Source organism: Nocardia sp. NPDC004151 (assembly GCF_042874235.1).
Classification (GTDB): Bacteria; Actinomycetota; Actinomycetes; order Mycobacteriales; family Mycobacteriaceae; genus Nocardia.
On sequence record NZ_JBIAMR010000011.1, the window covers coordinates 26709 to 43857 of the forward strand.

Genomic DNA, 17149 nt, shown 5'->3' on the forward strand with positions numbered 1-17149 from the left:
GAGCAGGTCCGGTGGGTTGATCACCGGACCGGGCTACTTGACTCGCTTGCGCAAGATCGGCAGAAGTTTGTCGAGTAGCACCTGCTCCGAATTGGCCGACCATTGCCGAATGGCGGCAACCGTAGTCGGATCGTCGACGACGATGACCGACGCCGTGGTCCCCGCTACCGAGGCCGGGAGATTGACCAATCCGCCACCGCCCGCATCGGTATCACTCCTGACGGCGAGCAGGTATCCCGACGTCACCTGCGACAGCGCGGCGTACTGAGAGTCCGATCCCGATTTGATGGGCCGTGGATTCGGTTCATCTCCCTTGCTCAGGAAATTCGGGTTGTAGCTGAACCCGAGGTCTTCGAGGAACTTCGACTGAGCACTGGGCTTCAGCTGAACATCCATCTCCGCCGAGTAGCCGCTCTTGCCCGAGATATCCATTACGACAATGCTTTTCCCATTAAAGGCGGGATTATCGCCACGGGCCTCGGCCAATGCGCTTCGGGCACCGCTGGACGTCGAGTCGCTCATTGCCCAGATTCCTGTGCCTGCGGCAAGCGCGACGATCGTCGCGGCAACGCCTCCGGCAAGCCACAGACGTTTATGGGCATCCTTCTTCACAGGTGTCGAAGCAGCGGATTCTGTCCGTGACGCTGTCGCCGGAACAGTGTTGCGGGCGTGTGGCACGGTCTGCATCGAGAGACCGGAAACCCCGTACTCGAGCGCCGACTTCAGCGCGGCCGTGAACTCGTGGCAGGACTCGAATCGATCTACGGGATTCTTCGCCATGGCCACGGCGATCACATCGTCCACCGCAGCCGGCAGCGTGGGGTCGACGGCGGTGATACGCGGTGGCGGTTCGCTGAGGTGCCCCATCATCACCACGGCCGGTTGGGTGCCCGGATACGGATTCTGCCCTGTGACCAGACGGAAGAAGGAGCAAGCGAGACTGTAGATATCGGCACGGTGATCGAGCCGATCTCCACTCAATTGCTCCGGCGAGGCATAGGCGATCGTGGCTACGAAGCCACCCGCTTGAGTGAGCTCGCTGGCATCCTCGGTCGACTTCGCGACGCCGAAATCGGTCAGTAGCACGCGTTCTTCGCCGCCGTCGCCCATCGACAGCAGGAAATTGGCGGGCTTCACATCCCGATGCAGCAGACCTCGACGGTGCGCATGGTCGAGGCCCCGGCCGACCTCGGTCACGATGTGCAGTGCTCGCCACGGGGTTATCGACCGAGGGTCTCGTTCCGCGGCAGCGGCCGCGTCGATGCCATTGACGTACTGCATCGCGATCCAGAGCTGACCGTTGTCCTCGCCGCGGTTGTAGATCGCGACGATGTTCGGATGGTCCAGAGCCGCAGCGAGATTCGCTTCACGCTCGAACCGGGCCCGGTACTCCGCATCCTGGCTGTATTGCGGGCTCAGTACCTTGAGCGCATCCCATCGCGGCAACTCGGGATGCCGAGCCAGGTAGACCGTGCCCATGCCCCCTGATCCGAGCTGACGCTCGATGCGGTAGCCGCGGATAATGGTGCCCGCTCCGATATTCATCCGGGTTCCTCACATGAACTGGCTTTTGGCCAGCAAGGCGTACTGTGCTGCGGCGCGCTGCTGTACGTCGACCAACTGAGGACTGGCTACTCGGGCGACGTACCGGCCGTAGTGCAGAGCGCAGACGTAGACGGTGCTGGATGCCGGGAGATCGAAGGCGTACCAAGCCTCCTCGAACTTGTCCTTGGGCTCGGCGCTGCACGAGATATCAGGGACATTGGCCGGCGCCTCGGCCGCACCGCTCGCCGTTGCCTTGATTCCGGACCACAGCGCGGCGGCTGCCTGGGCATCCCGCGTACGGAACACCTGGCCACCCATAGTGGCGTTGGAGACACGGTCGACGCCGTTGTCGTCGAGCAGTCGTTTCCATGTGGCCTGGTCGTCGACATAGTGGAGATGGCCTCGGGGCGTGTGGGTAGCCTCGCTGACCGGATGAGGACGGAGGTACTCCTTGGGGTGGAGAGTTCTGCGCTGCATCTCGTCAGGGTCGTAGTCGAGACGGAGAATCTCGTGCGGCGACAGGGCCGGTGCCTTGTCGAGCAGCGGCAATTGCGCTGCGAAGACTTGCTGAGCCAGTGTCCGCAGCCCATCGAGATCGGGTTTGGGCTGTGCGACATAGACATTCACGGCGTACTGGCCATACGCCATCGTTGCGGCCATCGACGGAATGCCCGGGCGCCAGTGGGCTTTCGCGTCCGGCTGTTTGTCCAGGGTGATGTGGACGTTCTGATCGGCCGAGACCGCGAAGTCCGTGGCCTCCATCTGGTCGGCGGCCGCTCGAGCACGTTCTCGGTCGGGGAACTGCAAGACGGTCACATTGAACGCGGTGGCTTCCGGATCACCCAGGGCGCCATCGAACGGGTTGAAGTTGCCGGATCGATCGCGTTGACGTGATTTGGGCAGTTCGCGAGTGCTTGCGGCTGTCGAGAAGCCGAACATCATTCCGTTGCTTTCCAGCACGGGACGGACAGCACCCGCCAAGACCTGAGTAGCCTTCGCTGCGGCCAAGTTGTCCATCGACAGCGCTAGCACGTTATGGCTGAACTTCGGGTCGACGTCAGCGCCGACCACCACATTGTCGGCCAGCCGACCCAATGCGAGAGCCCGGGCGTCGAGCGCTGTGTGTTGATAGGAGAACCGCACGTCGAGCGGTTCGGTCGGGTAGTTGCCGACGGTGAGTTGCTCCAGGCCGATCTCGCCCGCGGCCGGAGCCCCCTTTACCGTGCTCGCGCACCCCGCGACCGAAGTGGCAGCCAGAAGTACCGCGAGGGCGCCGATGATCGTTCCACCCGACGAACGGTGAGAACCTAGCTTCTTCACAAGTCCCCTACTTGTTGTTGGCCAGGATGGCGTACTGCGCGGAGATCCGTTGATACACATCCTGCTGTTGCTGTGACCACACCGTCGCCGCGTACCGTCCGTACGCGACGTAGCAATGGAAAGGGGCCGCGTGGTCGTCGGGTCCGTGGTACTTCACGCAATGTGCGTTCGGAAGTCCGGCCGGGGGGTCGATCCGCTGTTGATATCTCGAGGCCGACACGCTGTCGAGGAATGTCTGAGCTGAATTGAAATCCTTGGCCCTAACCAGAAATCCCGCACCGTCGCTGATGGAATCCACGCCGGTCTTGCCGAAGAGATCTCGGTACTTGGCCGGATTCTCGACCATATGCAACATGCCTTGTCGGTCGAGGGTCCCGGTGAACGCCGCCGAGGTCTGGTCGCCCGCCGGACGTGGCAGGGTCAGCCGGAGCATCCCATCGGGGTCCAGCGGCAGACTGGCGAGCTTGTCCGGCGGTGTCGGTTGGAAGGCCTTCAACCGCTCAGAGGTCACATCGATTGCCTTGTCAGCCAATGCGAGAGGTGCGGGCTCGGGAGCTACTCCGAAACTGTGCTCGACGGATCGATTCTCGATCAAATCGAACATGGTGAAGATGACGAACTTCCCGGTGGGATACCACGACGCGAGCCGCTGTTCCGTCGGGGCCCAGATGATCTGGGCGGCAGGATGCTGTGCCGATTGGATCGGATCGACCGCAGCGCCGTCCCGCGACAGCCAGAAGCCGCGACGGACCAGAGCGTTTGCGGCGTTGGCCGCGGCGGCGTCGCTGTCGAAGATCATGACCGCATTAGTCAGCGTATAGCCCAGGAAGACATCGTCAGCGGGGCGCGCATTCGTCGCGAAGCCGACGATGAATCCGGCCGCGTCTTCGGCGAAGTGATCGACATTCAAAATGCCGTCATACGTGTTCGGTTCGGTGAAGATGTGTATGACGGACCCGTTATGGACAAGGGCTGGGTCGATCTCCGAACCTAGCGGCAGAATATTGCCGAGTCGGGCTCCTTCGAGGATGCGGGCCTGTTTGGCGGGGTCCGCCGCAGTCGGGTCCTGCGGTTTCGTCGGGTAACTGCCCGTATCGAGCTTGCTGATTTCGACTGACTTATCCTCGGCCGCATGTGATTCCGACCCGCACCCCGCGCTCACCAACACCGAAACCGCTACCGCTGCGGCCGCCACCGCGCGCACCCCGAGACGGGCCGACCGTAGTCGGCCATGGCCATGACGCATGTCGAAACATCCCCCGATACCGAATTGCCTGTTGTGCCCAGCTTCTGGTGTGCAGAAGTGTACTGGTTGGTCTAGATATGAGGCGCGCCATGGGAATCCGCTGGGGGACATCTCACAAGCGCGCTTCGAGGTCAGCGGCGGGCTGTGGCTCCCGTCAAGTAGTGCTGTTCCGCCGGGGTGGTGACCATCATGGCGGTGGTCATGGTGGCGGGGGTGTGGACGGAGATGGTGTGGGGGGCGTCCGGGTGTTGGACGATCGTGACGTCGGCGTCGGGTTGGTAGTCGGGGGAGATGGTGTCGTGGACGGTGACTACCGTGGCCGAGCCGGGGGGTGCGGTGGCGGGGACGCCGTCGAAGACGATGACGGTGGCGGCGGGGGTGGGGAGACGTCCGGAGACCGTGGTGCCTCGGGTGCTGTGGGTTACCGAGGAGGCCAGGGAGAGGGCGTGGGGGGCGGCGATGTTCGTGACCATGCCCTGCCAGGCCCAGGGGCGGGCGGTGTGGACTACCGCGCCGGCGCCGAGGGCGATGGCGCGGATGATGACCTGTTGGGCCAGTTGGAGGCTGGCGATGATGTCGATGCGGCGGGAGCCGTCGCCGATGAGGGGGACGGCGATGCCGCTGCCGGTGGCGTCGGCGCCGATGAGCTGGCCGCAGCCGGCGGTGGGCATGGTGATGTCGGTCAGGACGTCGACGGGGCCGCGGTAGCCGGAGGGGCGGATCTCCTGGGCGCCGTAGGACAGGATGTCCATGAGGGCCCAGAGTTGACGGCGGGGGAGTTCCTTCAGGCCCGCCACGGGGGGTTCGCCGTGCTCGTAGGGGGTGTCGTAGCGGACCCGGGCGTCCACCTCGACGATGGCGGCGGGCTGGCCGGGCTTCGCGCCGGGCTCGGGGACCGGCTGCAGGCGGACGGTGACGGTGGTGGCGAGGCTGCGGACCGCCCAGATCTTGGCCAGGCCGTCGGAATTGAACAGCTGCGGATCGATCTGGTAGCTGGTCAGATGAATCCCGTTGTGCTCCAAGTTGTCCGGGTGCTCGGTGAACTCGGCGACGGGGATGCCGCGGGTGAGTTCGCGCAGGGCGGTGGACATTTCTGAGGTGGTCAGGACCGAAGCCGTGATGCCGTGCCCGGCCAGGCGGTTCGCGACCCGGCGGGTGGCGACCAGGGCCGAACGGAGCGCGCCCTCGGGGCCGCCGCCGCGATTGTCGACCGCCTTGGCGTTGTCGAGCGGATTCAGGCGCAGCACCAGCCACATGGTGCGGTGCGCGATCGCGGGCAGCGGGCCCAGGATCTCGTCGTAGAGACGGCCCAGCGGGGCGATGCTGGCCGCGTAGCCGGAGATCACCGCCTCGGTGCTCGCGGTGCGGGTGCCGGTGCTGATGACGTCCACCGAATGCAGCTCGACATCGTATTGGCGCAGGCAGGCAGCGATCTCGTTGAGCGGCAGCAGCTGATCGGTGCTCAGCGAGCCGCGCCGCAGCAGAGTCAGAGTGTCCGGCGGCGGATCGATGCGGAGCATGGTGGTCAGCAGGGTGCCGTCCCAACGCAGGCCGCAGCTGCCGCCGTCGGGGAGCGGGACGTCGACCGCGGCGTTCTCGTCGAGATTCGCGCGGCGGGCCTGCTGCCAGCGGTAGGTCGCCCAACGGCCCAGCCGCAGGCCGATCGGGACGCCGCGGACCGGGATCAACAGGATCAGAGCGGGAATCAGACCGGCCGGGAGCGCACCCCACCACGGTGACTTGAACGCCACGGCGACCAGGGAGAGCGTGACGCCCAACAGCGCGGCCGGAATCACCAGGCGCAGCGGCAGATTCCGCAGCAGCCACAGGTCGTCCGAACGTAGTTCGGAGGCAACGGTATTCGCGGCAGCCGTCGCGTCGGGCTGCGGCGCGCGCCGCCTGCGAGACCGGGCCTCGGGCTCCCCAGCGGCCGAACGGTCCGGTTGCGCTTCCGGCGATCGCGGCGCAGCCGGTGGAGCCTGAGTGGCCTGCGGTTGTGGAGCCGGAGTCGGCGGCGGCACCGGGCGCGGCGGCGCCGCGACATTCGAGGTGCGTTGCAGGAAGTCGTCGAACTCGCGCCCGAAACCGCTTCCCCCACTGGATGAGTGGTCGGGAGCACCCTGCGCTTGGCCAGGATGACCGTGCGCTTGGCCGGGATGACCGTGCGCTTGGCCGGGATGCCCCTGCGCCTGGCCAGGATGACCGCGCCCCTGGCCGGGATCACCGTATGCGTGGCCGGGACCGTACGGCTGCCCCGGATCGCCATACCCCTGGGGCGGACGGCCCTGCCGCTCGCTCCCACCATTTCCGCCCGGCTGATAGCCGCCCGCTCCCCGCGGAAAGTCGTTCACAGTTCAGTTGCCCCTCAGTCGGCGGCCGACGCCAGATTCAGCGAGGTGAGCAGGGTGCTCAACGCGGCCTTCATGTCGGGACCCTCGATGCGCATGAGCACCGATTCGTCCACGGCGCTCAGATCGATGGATTCGTCGTTGGCCAGCCGGAACTCGCGTTCCTCCTCGGCCGCCTCGATCAGGTTGCGGATGAAGCGGCCGTTGCCGGCCACGTCGACCCCGCGGCGCGGTTGCCCGCTCTGATCGGTGCTCTCCATCGTGTAGAGCTTCTGACAGGTGGTGATCAGCGCGGCCAGCGCGTCCTCGGACAGGTCCGAATCCCGTTTGGACGCAACGACTTCGCCGATCGCGCCGAGTTCCTCGGCGGTGTAGGACGGGAACTGGAGCCGCTTGGCGAAGCGGGACGCCAGACCGTCATTGGCGGCCAGGAAGCGGTCGATCTCGCCGTCGTATCCGGCGATGATCACCACCAGGCGGTCGCGGTCGTTCTCCATGCGCGCCAGCAGGGTGTCGACGGCCTCGCGGCCGAACGCGTCACCGCCGGAGAGCCCGGTCTGGATCAGGGTGTACGCCTCGTCGATGAACAGCACGCCGTCCATGGCAGTGTCGATCAGGGCGTCGGTCTTGATGGCGGTGGAACCCAGGTGCTGGCCGACGAAGTCGGAGCGCTTGGTCTCCACCACCTTGTCGGTCTTGAGAATCCCCAGGCCGCAATAGATCTTGGCGACCACGCGCGCGATGGTGGTCTTACCGGTTCCGGGCGGGCCGGTGAAGGCCAGGTGCTGGCCGCGCGCGGAGCTCGAAAGCCCCTTCTCCGCACGGATCTTCGCCAGCTGCGCACTCGACTGCAGCTTGGCCACCTGGGTTTTCACCGCCGCCAGGCCGATCTGCTTGTCCAGCTCGGCGCGCGCCTGGGCCAGGATCTCCTTGGCCCGGTCCTCGTGCTCGGCGGCCTGCTTCTCCTCCAGCGAGGGCGCCGACGCCGGATCCCAGCGGTCGGTGCGGGCCTCGATCACCTCACGGGTGGTGAGGGTGATGCGGTAGGTGCGGTCGCGCATGGCCGCGGTGTTGGCGTCGAAATCCGGTGCCTGCGAATACACCTTCTCGAACAGCGCCTGCGCCTCCTCGGCCGCGCCGTTCTCGCGCAGGCACAGGCCGCGGCAGAACATGGCCGCGGTGCGGGCCGCCGGAATCGGGCCCGCCTCGGCGGCCTCCATACGGCGGATCGCCTCACCGAACAGGCCCAGCTGCGCACAGGCCGTACCGACCATCACATGCGCGCCCGCGGCCAGATACGGGTCCTCCCAGCTGTCGGAGCCGTTGAGGACGGTCATCACATCCGGCCAGCGCTGGGTGTTGTAGTGCAAGATGCCGCGCACGTATTTGGCTATGCGGCCGTCGATTTCGAAGTCCGGTTCCGAAGCCCGCGCCCGGCGGTGCTTCTCGAGTTCGTCGAGGACCTGCTCGGCCTCGTCGTACTGCTTCTCCGAGATCAGGTGCGCCGCCCACGCCAGGTGGGTCTCGGTGAAACTGGACAGCGGATAGTCGATGTAGAGGCCCGGCAGAAAACGTCCAGCAAGCGTCCGCGGCGGCAAGCCCAACCGGCGCTGTTCCCGTCCCAGCGAGACGGTGCTGCACTTGTACAGGTTGCTCAGAACATCCGTGGTGACCTCACCGGCGGCGGCCCGGCCCAGCCAGGCGTCGGCCATGGTGGGGTCCCACTCGGTGGCGCGTTGGAACGCCAGTTTCGCGTAGTCGAGGTCCCGGTTCGATTCCTGGCCCTCGATGCTCAACCCCAAGGACAGCACTCCCGCATCGAAGGCGCGTTGGGCCTGGCGAGTGTCGATCATCCTAGTCGAACCCCGAATTCGTCGAACCTGGTTGGTCTTTCGTTCACTTTCCCCACCCACACCGCGCGAATCGCACGGCTGCGGACAGTCGGATACATTATGGTTAACCGCCCTGGGCGGGCAACTGTTGAGAGCTATAGGGGAGCAGTTCAGCAAGTGACAGCACAGTCGATCAGCGGCCCGCGGGCGGCTGAACCCGAATTGTGCCGAGTGTCCGTCATCGGGGGGAATACCCAGCTCGACGTCGGTCTGCCGGCCAACGTGCCGATCGCCGCGTTCATCGGTGATCTGGTGCGTCTCATCGAATCCCGCAATCCCGATCCGATCGGCGGCGATGAGGGTGGCACGCCACTCCAATCGCAGCATTGGACACTGGCCAAATTGGGTCGCGACATGATCGCGCCCAGCCAGACCCTCAATGACGCCGAGATCTACGACGGCGAATTGCTGGTGCTGCGCGCGGTTTCCGCCAAGGAAGCGCCCGCGCTGTTCGACGATGTGATCGACGCTGTGTCGAGACTCACGGCCGAGGAGTTCCGCAGCTGGTCGCCGAGCGCGGCCCGCTGGACCGGTCTGGTGGCCGGAGTGTCGGCGGTGCTGTTCGCGGTACTGCTGGCGCTGCTGTCCCGGTCGGACGGCGACAAGTTCGTCGCACCGCCGCTGCTGCTGCTCGGCGCGATCGGGGCCCTCGTCGCCGGAGCGATCGCCATGCGCAAGTACGCCGACGAGCTGACCGCCACCGTGCTCACGCTGTGCATGCTGCTGCTCACCTTCGGTGGCGCGGCGCTGGCCGTGCCCGGTTCGCTGGGCAGTCCGCACCTCATGCTCGGTGCGGCCGCGACCCTGCTGCTCGCCGTGGTCGGCTATCGCATCATCGGAGCCGGCGCCGCGGTGGTGTCCGCGGTCGTGACCGTGGTGCTGCTATCCGGACTCGGCGCCGCCGTGCGCATGATCTGGGACGCCGGAGTGCCGAAAGTGGCTGCGGGCGTACTGGTCACGTCGATCGTCGTGCTGTCGATGGTGCCGCGACTAGCCGCCATGCTGGCCCGACTACCCGTGCCGCCGGTGCCCACCGCGGGCGCGGCCATCGACCCGGCCGACCACGAACCCCGGCCCACCATCGAGGGCATCGGCGCGATCGGCGCCACCGTGCTGCCGTCCGCGCACGGACTCGGCCAGCGCGCCCGCACGGCCAATCAGTTCCAGACCGGCATCGTGGTCGGCAGCGCCATCGGAGCCGTCGCCGGTGCGCTGGGCACGGCCGATCCATTGAATTCCGGCCGCTGGCAGGGCATCGCGCTCGCCGTGGTCGTCTCCATCATCCTCTGCCTGCGCGGACGCTCGTTCGCCGATCTCACCCAGGCCGCCACCCTGATCGTCAGCGGCTGCGTCACCTTCATCGGGCTGGCGGTGCTGCTCGCGGTCGCCGACGACGGCATGCCGCTGCTCTCGGCCGGACTGCTGCTGGCCTTCGCGGTGGGCGCCATCGGATTCGGCGTCATCGGCCCGCACGTCGAGGTCACCCCGGTCACCCGGCGCTTCAACGAGATCTTCGAGTACGGCTTGATCTGCTCGATCGTGCCGTTGGTGCTGTGGATCATGGACGTCTACTCGACGGCCCGGAACATATGATCGCGCGTCCCGGAAACTGGGCGCGAACACTGTGTGCGGCAGCGATTCTCGGCGGAGCGCTGCTGGGGCCGCAGGCCCCGGTCGCGAATGCGGCTGTCAGCCGGCCCAATCCCGACCTGTCCCATCTGGGGGACGCGCAGGGGCTGGCCGGTAAACCCGCGCCGCTGGTACCGACGCAGAAGAACGCCGTCTGCGTGGAACAGTCGCTCAAGGGCGACGCGCCGCGCGACGAACCCGTCGCGCAGAAGGTGCTCGATCTGCCCGCGGTGTGGCGGGCCAACCCCGGCCCGAACCACAAGGGCGCGGGGCAGAAGGTCGCGGTCATCGACACCGGCGTCAACCGGCACCCGCGGCTGGCGAACCTCCAGGGCGGCGGCGATTACGTCGCCGAGGGCGACGGCACCAGCGAGGACTGCGACGGCCACGGCACCCTGGTGGCCGGCATAATCGGCGCGCAGCCCAGCCCGGACGACGCCTTCGTCGGCGTCGCGCCGGACGCGGAGATCCTGTCCATCCGCCAGCTCAGCGACGCCTACAAGGCCAAGGACTCGGCGGGCGGGGACACGCCAGGCAGCATGAGCAAGTCCGGCTACGGCAATATGCAGACCCTGGCCGCGGCCGTGGTGCGCGCGGTGAACATGGGCGCCACCGTCATCAATATCTCCGAGGACGCCTGCACCGCCGCGGGCGGCGACACCGCCGACGCGGTGCTCGGCGACGCGGTGCGCTTCGCCTTCGAGCAGAACGTGGTCGTGGTGGTGGCCGCGGGCAACGTGGACCAGAACAGCGGCTGCGGAACCCAGAACGACACCTACACCGACAGCCGGACCAGCTGGAGCAAGGTCAAGACCATCGCCAGCCCGGCCTGGTTCGACAGGTACGTGCTCCCGGTCGCCTCGATCGACCCCAACGGCAGCCCGTCGAGCTTCTCGCTCTACGGCCCGTGGGTGGGGGTCGCGGCCATCGGCACCAATATCGTCTCGCTCGACAACAAGCCGGGCGGAACCGGACTGGTCAACGCCACCGGCCTCGACTCCGGCCAGAAGGCGCTCAACGGAACCAGTTTCGCCGCACCGTATGTGGCGGGTCTGGCGGCGCTGGTGCGGGCCAAGAACCCGGACTGGACCGCGCGGCAGGTCATGAACCAGATCATGCTGACCGCGCACCAGCCCGGCACCGGCCGCGACGATCGCATCGGCGCGGGTCTCATCGACCCCGTCGCCGCGCTCACCACCGTGTTCCCGGCGGACGTGCTCACCGCCGAGACGCCCGAGCTGCCGATCCACGCCGACGCCGACAAGTCCCACGCCTTCCCCAAGCCTGTGCAGCCCGCCGGCCCGCCGCGCCTGCCGCGGCTGGTGGCCACCGTCGGCACCATCGTCTGCCTGTCCGCGCTGGGAATCGGTCTCGCCGTGTCGATTCCGTTCCGGCGCCGGCGCACCGACGACGAGCTGCCCGACCTCGACTAACGACGACCGGAGAACTACCCCATGGCTACCGAAGGTTTCGTGCGCCGCCCCCGCATCGCGCCGCCGCGCGCGCCGGGCGGCGAAATGGCGCTGACGGCCCCGCCGGAGATTCCGCGTCCGGTGCCCGCGCCACTGATGAGCAAGCTGATGCCGGTCGTGATGATCGTCGCCATGATCGGCATGCTGGCCATGTTCGCCATGATGGGACGGTCCGTGCTGACCAACCCGTACATGATGATGATGCCGATGATGATGGTCATGTCCATGGGCGGCATGCTCATGGGCCAGCGCGGCAGCAACAAGAGCTCCGGCGAACTGAACGAGGAACGCAAGGACTACTTCCGCTACCTCGACCAGACCCGCCGCGAAGTCCGGCGCACCGGGCAGAAGCAGCTCGAGACGCTGATCTGGAGCCACCCCGAACCGGCCGACCTGCCCTCGATCGTGGGCTCGCGGCGCATGTGGGAGCGGCGGCCCGCCGACCCCGACTTCGGGCACGTGCGGGTCGGCATCGGCACCCACCGGCTCGCCGCCAAGCTGGCGCGGCCGGAGACCGGACCGCTCGAGGACCTGGAGCCGGTGTCCACCGTGGCGTTGCGTCGTTTCGTGCGAACGCATTCCGTGGTGCACCACCTGCCGACCGCGGTGTCGCTGCGCGCCTTCCCGGCCATCAATGTGGAGGGCCCGGCCGAGGACGCGCGCGGGCTGGTGTGGTCGATGCTCATGGAGCTCACCGCGTTTCACGGACCCGACCACGTCGCCGTCGCCATCGTCACCGCCGAACCCGACTGCGAGGCCTGGGCGTGGGCGAAATGGCTGCCGCACGTTCAGCATTCGAGCGAACGCGATGGCATGGGCGCGTCCCGCATGATCTACGGCTCGCTCGGCGAGCTGGAGACCGCGCTCGCCGACGACCTGCTCGAGCGCGGCCGGTTCATGCGCAACCCGCAGCCCACCCAGGGGCGGCTGCACCTGGTCGTCATCATCGACGACGGATACGTCAGCGGCAGTGAACGTTTGATCAGCGAATCCGGTCTGGACGCGGTCACCGTCATCGACCTGAGCTCCGCCGAGAACAGCCTCGCCGCGCGACGCGGACTGCAGCTCGTCGCCACCGGCGGCGAGGTGTTCGCCAAGAGCGCGGCGGGCACCGAGAAGTTCGCCAACGCCGACACCGTGACACTGGCCGAGGTCGAGTCCTTCGCGCGCAGCCTGGCCCGCTTCCGGATCGCCACCGCGGCGCAGATCGTCAGCCTCGGCGACAACACCACCGCCAGCGACCCGGGCCTGATGAACCTGCTCAAGATCCCGGACGCCGCGCAGATCGACCCCGCCAAGGTGTGGCGGCCGCGTGCCGGACGCGAACGACTACGCGTGCCGATCGGCATCACCCCCGACGGGACGCCGGTCGAGATCGACATCAAGGAATCCGCCGAGAACGGTATGGGCCCGCACGGCCTGTGCATCGGCGCGACCGGTTCCGGCAAGTCGGAATTCCTTCGCACACTGATTCTTTCGATGGTCACCACGCACTCGCCGGACCAGCTCAACCTGATCCTGGTCGACTTCAAGGGTGGCGCGACCTTCCTCGGCATGGACCCGCTGCCGCACGTGGCGGCGGTCATCACCAACCTCGAGGAGGAGCTCGAGCTCGTCGACCGTATGCGCGACGCGCTCGCCGGCGAGATGAACCGGCGTCAGGAACTGCTGCGCTCGGCGGGCAACTTCGCCAATGTCGTCGAGTACGAGAAGGCGCGCGCGGCCGGGGTGCCGCTCGACCCGCTGCCCGCGCTGTTCGTGGTCATCGACGAGTTCTCCGAATTGCTCTCGCAGAAGCCGGATTTCGCGGACCTGTTCGTCATGATCGGCCGACTGGGCCGGTCGCTGCACGTGCACCTGCTGCTCGCCTCGCAGCGGCTCGAGGAGAACAAGATGCGGGGTCTGGACTCGCATCTGTCGTACCGCATCGGTCTGCGGACCTTCTCGGCCAATGAGTCCCGCGCGGTGCTCGGCATCACCGACGCCTACCACCTGCCCGGTATCCCGGGTTCCGGTTACCTCAAGAGCGACGCGTCGGATCCGTTGCGGTTCAACGCGACCTACGTGTCCGGGCCCTACGTCGCGCCCCGCTCGGCCCGTCAGGCCGCCGACGGCACCACCGTCGTCGAGGCGCCGCCGCGCGAATTCACCGCCGCCATGGTCGAGATCCTCGAGCAGCCCGAACGGGAGAACCCGTTCGATCCGCTCGACCTGCTGCCGCCCCCGCCGCCCTCCGGCGACGAGGGCCTGCCCGACAGCCTGCTGCAGACTGTCGTGAAGCGCCTGACCGGGCACGGCCGTCCCGCCCACGAGGTGTGGCTGCCGCCGCTCGAGGAATCGCCGACCGTGGACATGCTGCTGCCGGATCCGGACTGGCGTTCGCCGGTCAACCGGCACGGGCAGCTGTGGATGCCGATCGGTATCATCGACAAGCCCTACGAGCAGCGCCGCGACGTGCTCACCATCAATCTCGCGGGCGCGCAGGGCAATGTGGCCGTCGTCGGCGGTCCGCAGTCCGGCAAGTCGACCACGCTGCGCACCATCATCATGTCCGCGGCGGCCACCCACACGCCCGAACAGGTGCAGTTCTACTGCCTCGACTTCGGTGGTGGCTCCATGGCCGGCCTGGTCGGGCTGCCGCACGTCGGTTCGGTCGCGGGCAAGCTCGACTCCGACCGGGTCCGGCGCACCATCGCCGAGCTCACCACCCTGCTGCGCGAACGCGAGGAGCGCTTCGCCGGGCTGGGCATCGAATCCATGGCCGAGTTCCGGCGGCGCAAGCACGCCGCGCAGAACGCGCCACAGTCCGACGACCCGGTGCTGACCGACCGCTTCGGCGACGTGTTCCTGGTCATCGACAACTGGCAGGTCGTCCGCGAGGAATTCGACAGCCTGGAGCCGCTGGTCGGACAGCTTGCCGCGCAGGGCCTTTCGTACGGCATCCACGTCATCCTGGGCGCCAACCGGTGGGGCGAGATCCGGGCCTCGGTCAAGGACATGATCGGTACCCGCATCGAACTGCGCCTGGGTGACCCCTCGGACTCCGAGATGGGCCGCCGGGTCGCGGTCAACGTGCCGCTCAACCGGCCCGGCCGCGGTCTCACCGCCGACCAGCTGCACATGCTCATCGCCATGCCGCGCCTGGACTCCGACACCAATGCCCAGAACCTGGCCGAGGGCGTGGCCGCCGCGCGCACCGAGATGCAGGCCATCTGGGGCGAGCGCCGCGCACCCGAGGTGCGCACCCTGCCCGGCAGCGTGCCCCGCGAGCAGATCCTGGAACTGGCTCGCCGCCACGGGATTCAGCAGGGCCCGACCAAGGTGGTCATCGGCATCGGCGAATCCGAGCTGCAGCCGATCGTGCTGGACTTCGCCGCCGACCCGCACTTCATGGTGTTCTCCGAGGTCGAGTCCGGCAAGACCACGGTGCTGCGCAACATCATTCGCGGCATCGCCGAGAGCTCCAATGCCGACACCGCGCGCGTCATCCTCATCGACTACCGCCGCACCCTGCTCGGGGTCCTGGAGGGCGACCAGCTCGCCGGGTACTCCACGTCCTCGCAGACCTGCGGCGGCATGATCAAGGAAGTCGTCAACTACCTGTCCAAGCGCATCCCGGGCTCCGACATCACCCCGCAGCAGCTGCGCGACCGGGACTGGTGGACCGGACCCGAGATCTACGTCGTGGTCGACGACTACGACATGGTGGTGGCGGGCGGAAACCCGCTGGGCGCGTTGATCGAACTGCTCCCGCAGGCCCGCGACATCGGCCTGCACGTGGTCATCTCCCGCAATATGGGCGGCATCTCCCGGGCCCTCTACGACCAGGTGCTCGGCTCGATGAAGAACCTGTCCGTCCCCGCACTGCTCATGAGCGGCTCCCGGGACGAGGGCAAGCTCATCGGCGACATCCGCCCCATGCGCCTGCCGCCCGGCCGCGGCATCCTCTGGTCCCGCTCCCGCGGCGACGAGATGATCCAGATCGCCGACCTGCCCGCGCTGTAGCTCAGGTGGTGGCCGCCGAGCCCGGCTCGGCGGTCACGCCCGGGTGCGGGCGGACGAAGGGGTGCTGGGTGAGGGTCCAGGTGGGGGCCGAGGCGGGATCGATGGTGAAACGGGTGGTTTCGCCGGCGGCCAGGGTGAGGGTCGGGCGGACCAGGTCGTGAGACCAGGCCGAGGTCGGTCGTTCGAACAGGGCCCGGGACGGGCCGGTCGCCTCGGGGCCCGCGATGCGCGCGAGGCGGAAGCCCGCGCGCCGGTAGTAGGCGTGCAGACCCTGATTGGTGGTCCAGGCGTCCAGGCGGACCCAGCCGCGGTGCTGGCGGCGGGCCAGGAGCGCGGCGTGCGCCAGCAGCGCCTCGCCGACGCGGATTCCGGCGAAGCGTAGATCGACGATCATGTAGTGGATGATCACGGCGTCGGCCAATTCGCCGGGGGACCAGAGGTTTTCGTCGGCGCGGTCGTTGACGGTGATGGTCCCGGCGGGTTCGCCGTCCACCTCCGCTATCCAGGTTTCACCGCGCCGGACCGCGTGGGCCACGGACCGGACGAAGGTCTCGATGGGGAGCCCGCGTCCGGCTCGCGTCCACTGGTCACTGCCGCGCGCCGCCAGCCAGCTGGTGCGCTGCAACCGGAACCGGGTGATGGTCCCCAGATCCGCGACGCGGGCCCGACGCAGGTGCGGCTTCATGGCGAACCGGGTAGCAGGGAATTACCGAAGGAATGGGAATTACCGGTTGGAAAGGGCGCACCCAGAGTTTTACGAATAATGTCCGTTCCTTCGTCATCGCCCAATTCGTATGCCAATCGGTTGCGGGCCGCAGTGGAACGATGACGGGTCACTCGAGTGACGCGATCATGATTGGCCCCGATGCGCAAATGATCGAGAAGAATGGTGCCTGGACCGATGCCCAATAAGGCCGCTTCCTCGGCTGTGGCGGGACGGGAAACGACCGTGTCGCGGTGCGCCGTCTCGGCGTAACCGCGGTCGGCGAGGCGCCGCGTCGTCCCCTCGGGGATATCGTGCGGCGCGTCGATTCCGGTGGCCTCGGCCAGATCTCGCGGATAGAAGCTGACCTCCCACGACCACGGTTCGTTGTCCAGATACTGCATGATAGTGCGCGAAACCACCCATTCGTCGCGCGCCACGCCCAGCCAGTGCGCAACCTCCTGACTGGCCGGTTCCATTCTCGCACTGAACTGTTTGGACGGTTCACGACCGGCCTCGCGCGCGATCTCCGAGAAGATGTCGTGCGCCGCACGCGGTCGATCAGGCCGAATGTGATTGGTCACAACGGATTCCAGGACCTCCTGGCTGCGCACGATGGTGCCCCGAGAAGTCGCTGTATAGATCAGATTTTCGGCAACCAGGAGTTGGATCGCATTGCGAGCAGTCGTAATCGAGACCCGCATCTGATCGGCCAACTCATTGTGACTCGGTAGTCGATCGCCCGGTTCCCACTTGCCGGCGCGGATCTCCTCGCGGAGGAGGTCTGCGATCCGTTGGTATCTCGGACCGTCCGCCATCTCGCTCCTCGGTTGTTGCTTCAAGAGTTGGAAGTCTACTCCGGTAGTTCTACTGCCGCGTAAGGCTTGACAGGAGCATTCTGAGGTTTATTGTAATGAACGTCCTGAATGCGGTGTTGTTATACGTCGAACGCGAGGCAACGTGGCAGGTTCGGAGACATCAAACACGGT

Annotated in this window: 10 protein-coding genes; 3 read left to right on the top strand and 7 right to left on the bottom strand. The window is 67.2% G+C overall.

Annotated features, from left to right (window positions below; genetic code table 11):
• Window positions 1-33 precede the first annotated feature (33 nt).
• The 5 genes from ACFYTS_RS23800 to eccA form a co-directional block, all read right to left on the bottom strand.
• Window positions 34-1545, bottom strand: coding sequence for a serine/threonine-protein kinase (locus ACFYTS_RS23800; protein WP_387307240.1), 1512 nt, complete (start codon window positions 1543-1545; stop codon window positions 34-36).
• A 9-nt stretch (window positions 1546-1554) separates the two neighbouring features.
• Window positions 1555-2865: a hypothetical protein gene (locus tag ACFYTS_RS23805; RefSeq protein WP_387307242.1), complete on the bottom strand. Its 1311-nt coding sequence runs from the start codon at window positions 2863-2865 to the stop codon at window positions 1555-1557.
• A 7-nt stretch (window positions 2866-2872) separates the two neighbouring features.
• Window positions 2873-4060, bottom strand: coding sequence for a hypothetical protein (locus ACFYTS_RS23810; protein WP_387307244.1), 1188 nt, complete (start codon window positions 4058-4060; stop codon window positions 2873-2875).
• Between the two features lie 182 nt (window positions 4061-4242).
• Entirely contained in the window at window positions 4243-6462 is a 2220-nt protein-coding gene (gene eccE, locus ACFYTS_RS23815) for a type VII secretion protein EccE (protein WP_387307246.1), read from the bottom strand.
• A 14-nt stretch (window positions 6463-6476) separates the two neighbouring features.
• The gene (gene eccA / locus ACFYTS_RS23820) at window positions 6477-8312 is read right to left on the bottom strand and encodes a type VII secretion AAA-ATPase EccA (RefSeq protein ID WP_387307248.1); all 1836 of its coding nucleotides are present in this window, start codon (window positions 8310-8312) and stop codon (window positions 6477-6479) included.
• 210 nt (window positions 8313-8522) lie between these two features.
• Here eccA and eccD point away from each other — a divergent pair, with 210 nt between their 5' ends.
• From eccD to eccCa, 3 genes are read left to right on the top strand one after another with little or no spacing between them, the layout of a single operon-like run.
• On the top strand, window positions 8523-9944 hold the full coding sequence (eccD, locus tag ACFYTS_RS23825; protein WP_357282330.1) for a type VII secretion integral membrane protein EccD: 1422 nt from the start codon (window positions 8523-8525) through the stop codon (window positions 9942-9944).
• Window positions 9941-11413 carry a type VII secretion-associated serine protease mycosin gene (gene mycP, locus ACFYTS_RS23830; RefSeq protein ID WP_387307250.1) on the top strand — a complete coding sequence of 491 codons (1473 nt, stop codon included), beginning with the start codon at window positions 9941-9943 and terminating at the stop codon, window positions 11411-11413. The genes eccD and mycP overlap by 4 nt, the downstream gene beginning before the upstream one ends.
• A 21-nt stretch (window positions 11414-11434) precedes the next feature.
• Window positions 11435-15457, top strand: a complete 4023-nt coding sequence (eccCa, locus tag ACFYTS_RS23835) for a type VII secretion protein EccCa (protein ID WP_387307252.1) — start codon at window positions 11435-11437, stop codon at window positions 15455-15457.
• 1 nt (window position 15458) lies between these two features.
• Here the strand turns inward: eccCa and ACFYTS_RS23840 are convergent, their stop codons facing one another.
• Both ACFYTS_RS23840 and ACFYTS_RS23845 read right to left on the bottom strand, forming a co-directional pair.
• Entirely contained in the window at window positions 15459-16142 is a 684-nt protein-coding gene (locus ACFYTS_RS23840; protein ID WP_387307254.1) for a GNAT family N-acetyltransferase, read from the bottom strand.
• Complete coding sequence (locus tag ACFYTS_RS23845) at window positions 16139-16978, bottom strand: GntR family transcriptional regulator (RefSeq protein ID WP_387307256.1); 840 nt, start codon at window positions 16976-16978, stop codon at window positions 16139-16141. Before ACFYTS_RS23845 ends, ACFYTS_RS23840 begins: the two co-directional genes overlap by 4 nt.
• Window positions 16979-17149 lie beyond the last annotated feature (171 nt).

Coding starts and splice junctions, on each gene's coding strand:
- ACFYTS_RS23840 (WP_387307254.1), bottom strand. CDS start 16,142: ATGAAGCCGCACCTGCGTCGGGCCCGCGTCGCGGATCTGGGGACCATC.
- eccCa (WP_387307252.1), top strand. CDS start 11,435: ATGGCTACCGAAGGTTTCGTGCGCCGCCCCCGCATCGCGCCGCCGCGC.
- ACFYTS_RS23845 (WP_387307256.1), bottom strand. CDS start 16,978: ATGGCGGACGGTCCGAGATACCAACGGATCGCAGACCTCCTCCGCGAG.
- mycP (WP_387307250.1), top strand. CDS start 9,941: ATGATCGCGCGTCCCGGAAACTGGGCGCGAACACTGTGTGCGGCAGCG.
- eccA (WP_387307248.1), bottom strand. CDS start 8,312: ATGATCGACACTCGCCAGGCCCAACGCGCCTTCGATGCGGGAGTGCTG.
- ACFYTS_RS23800 (WP_387307240.1), bottom strand. CDS start 1,545: ATGAATATCGGAGCGGGCACCATTATCCGCGGCTACCGCATCGAGCGT.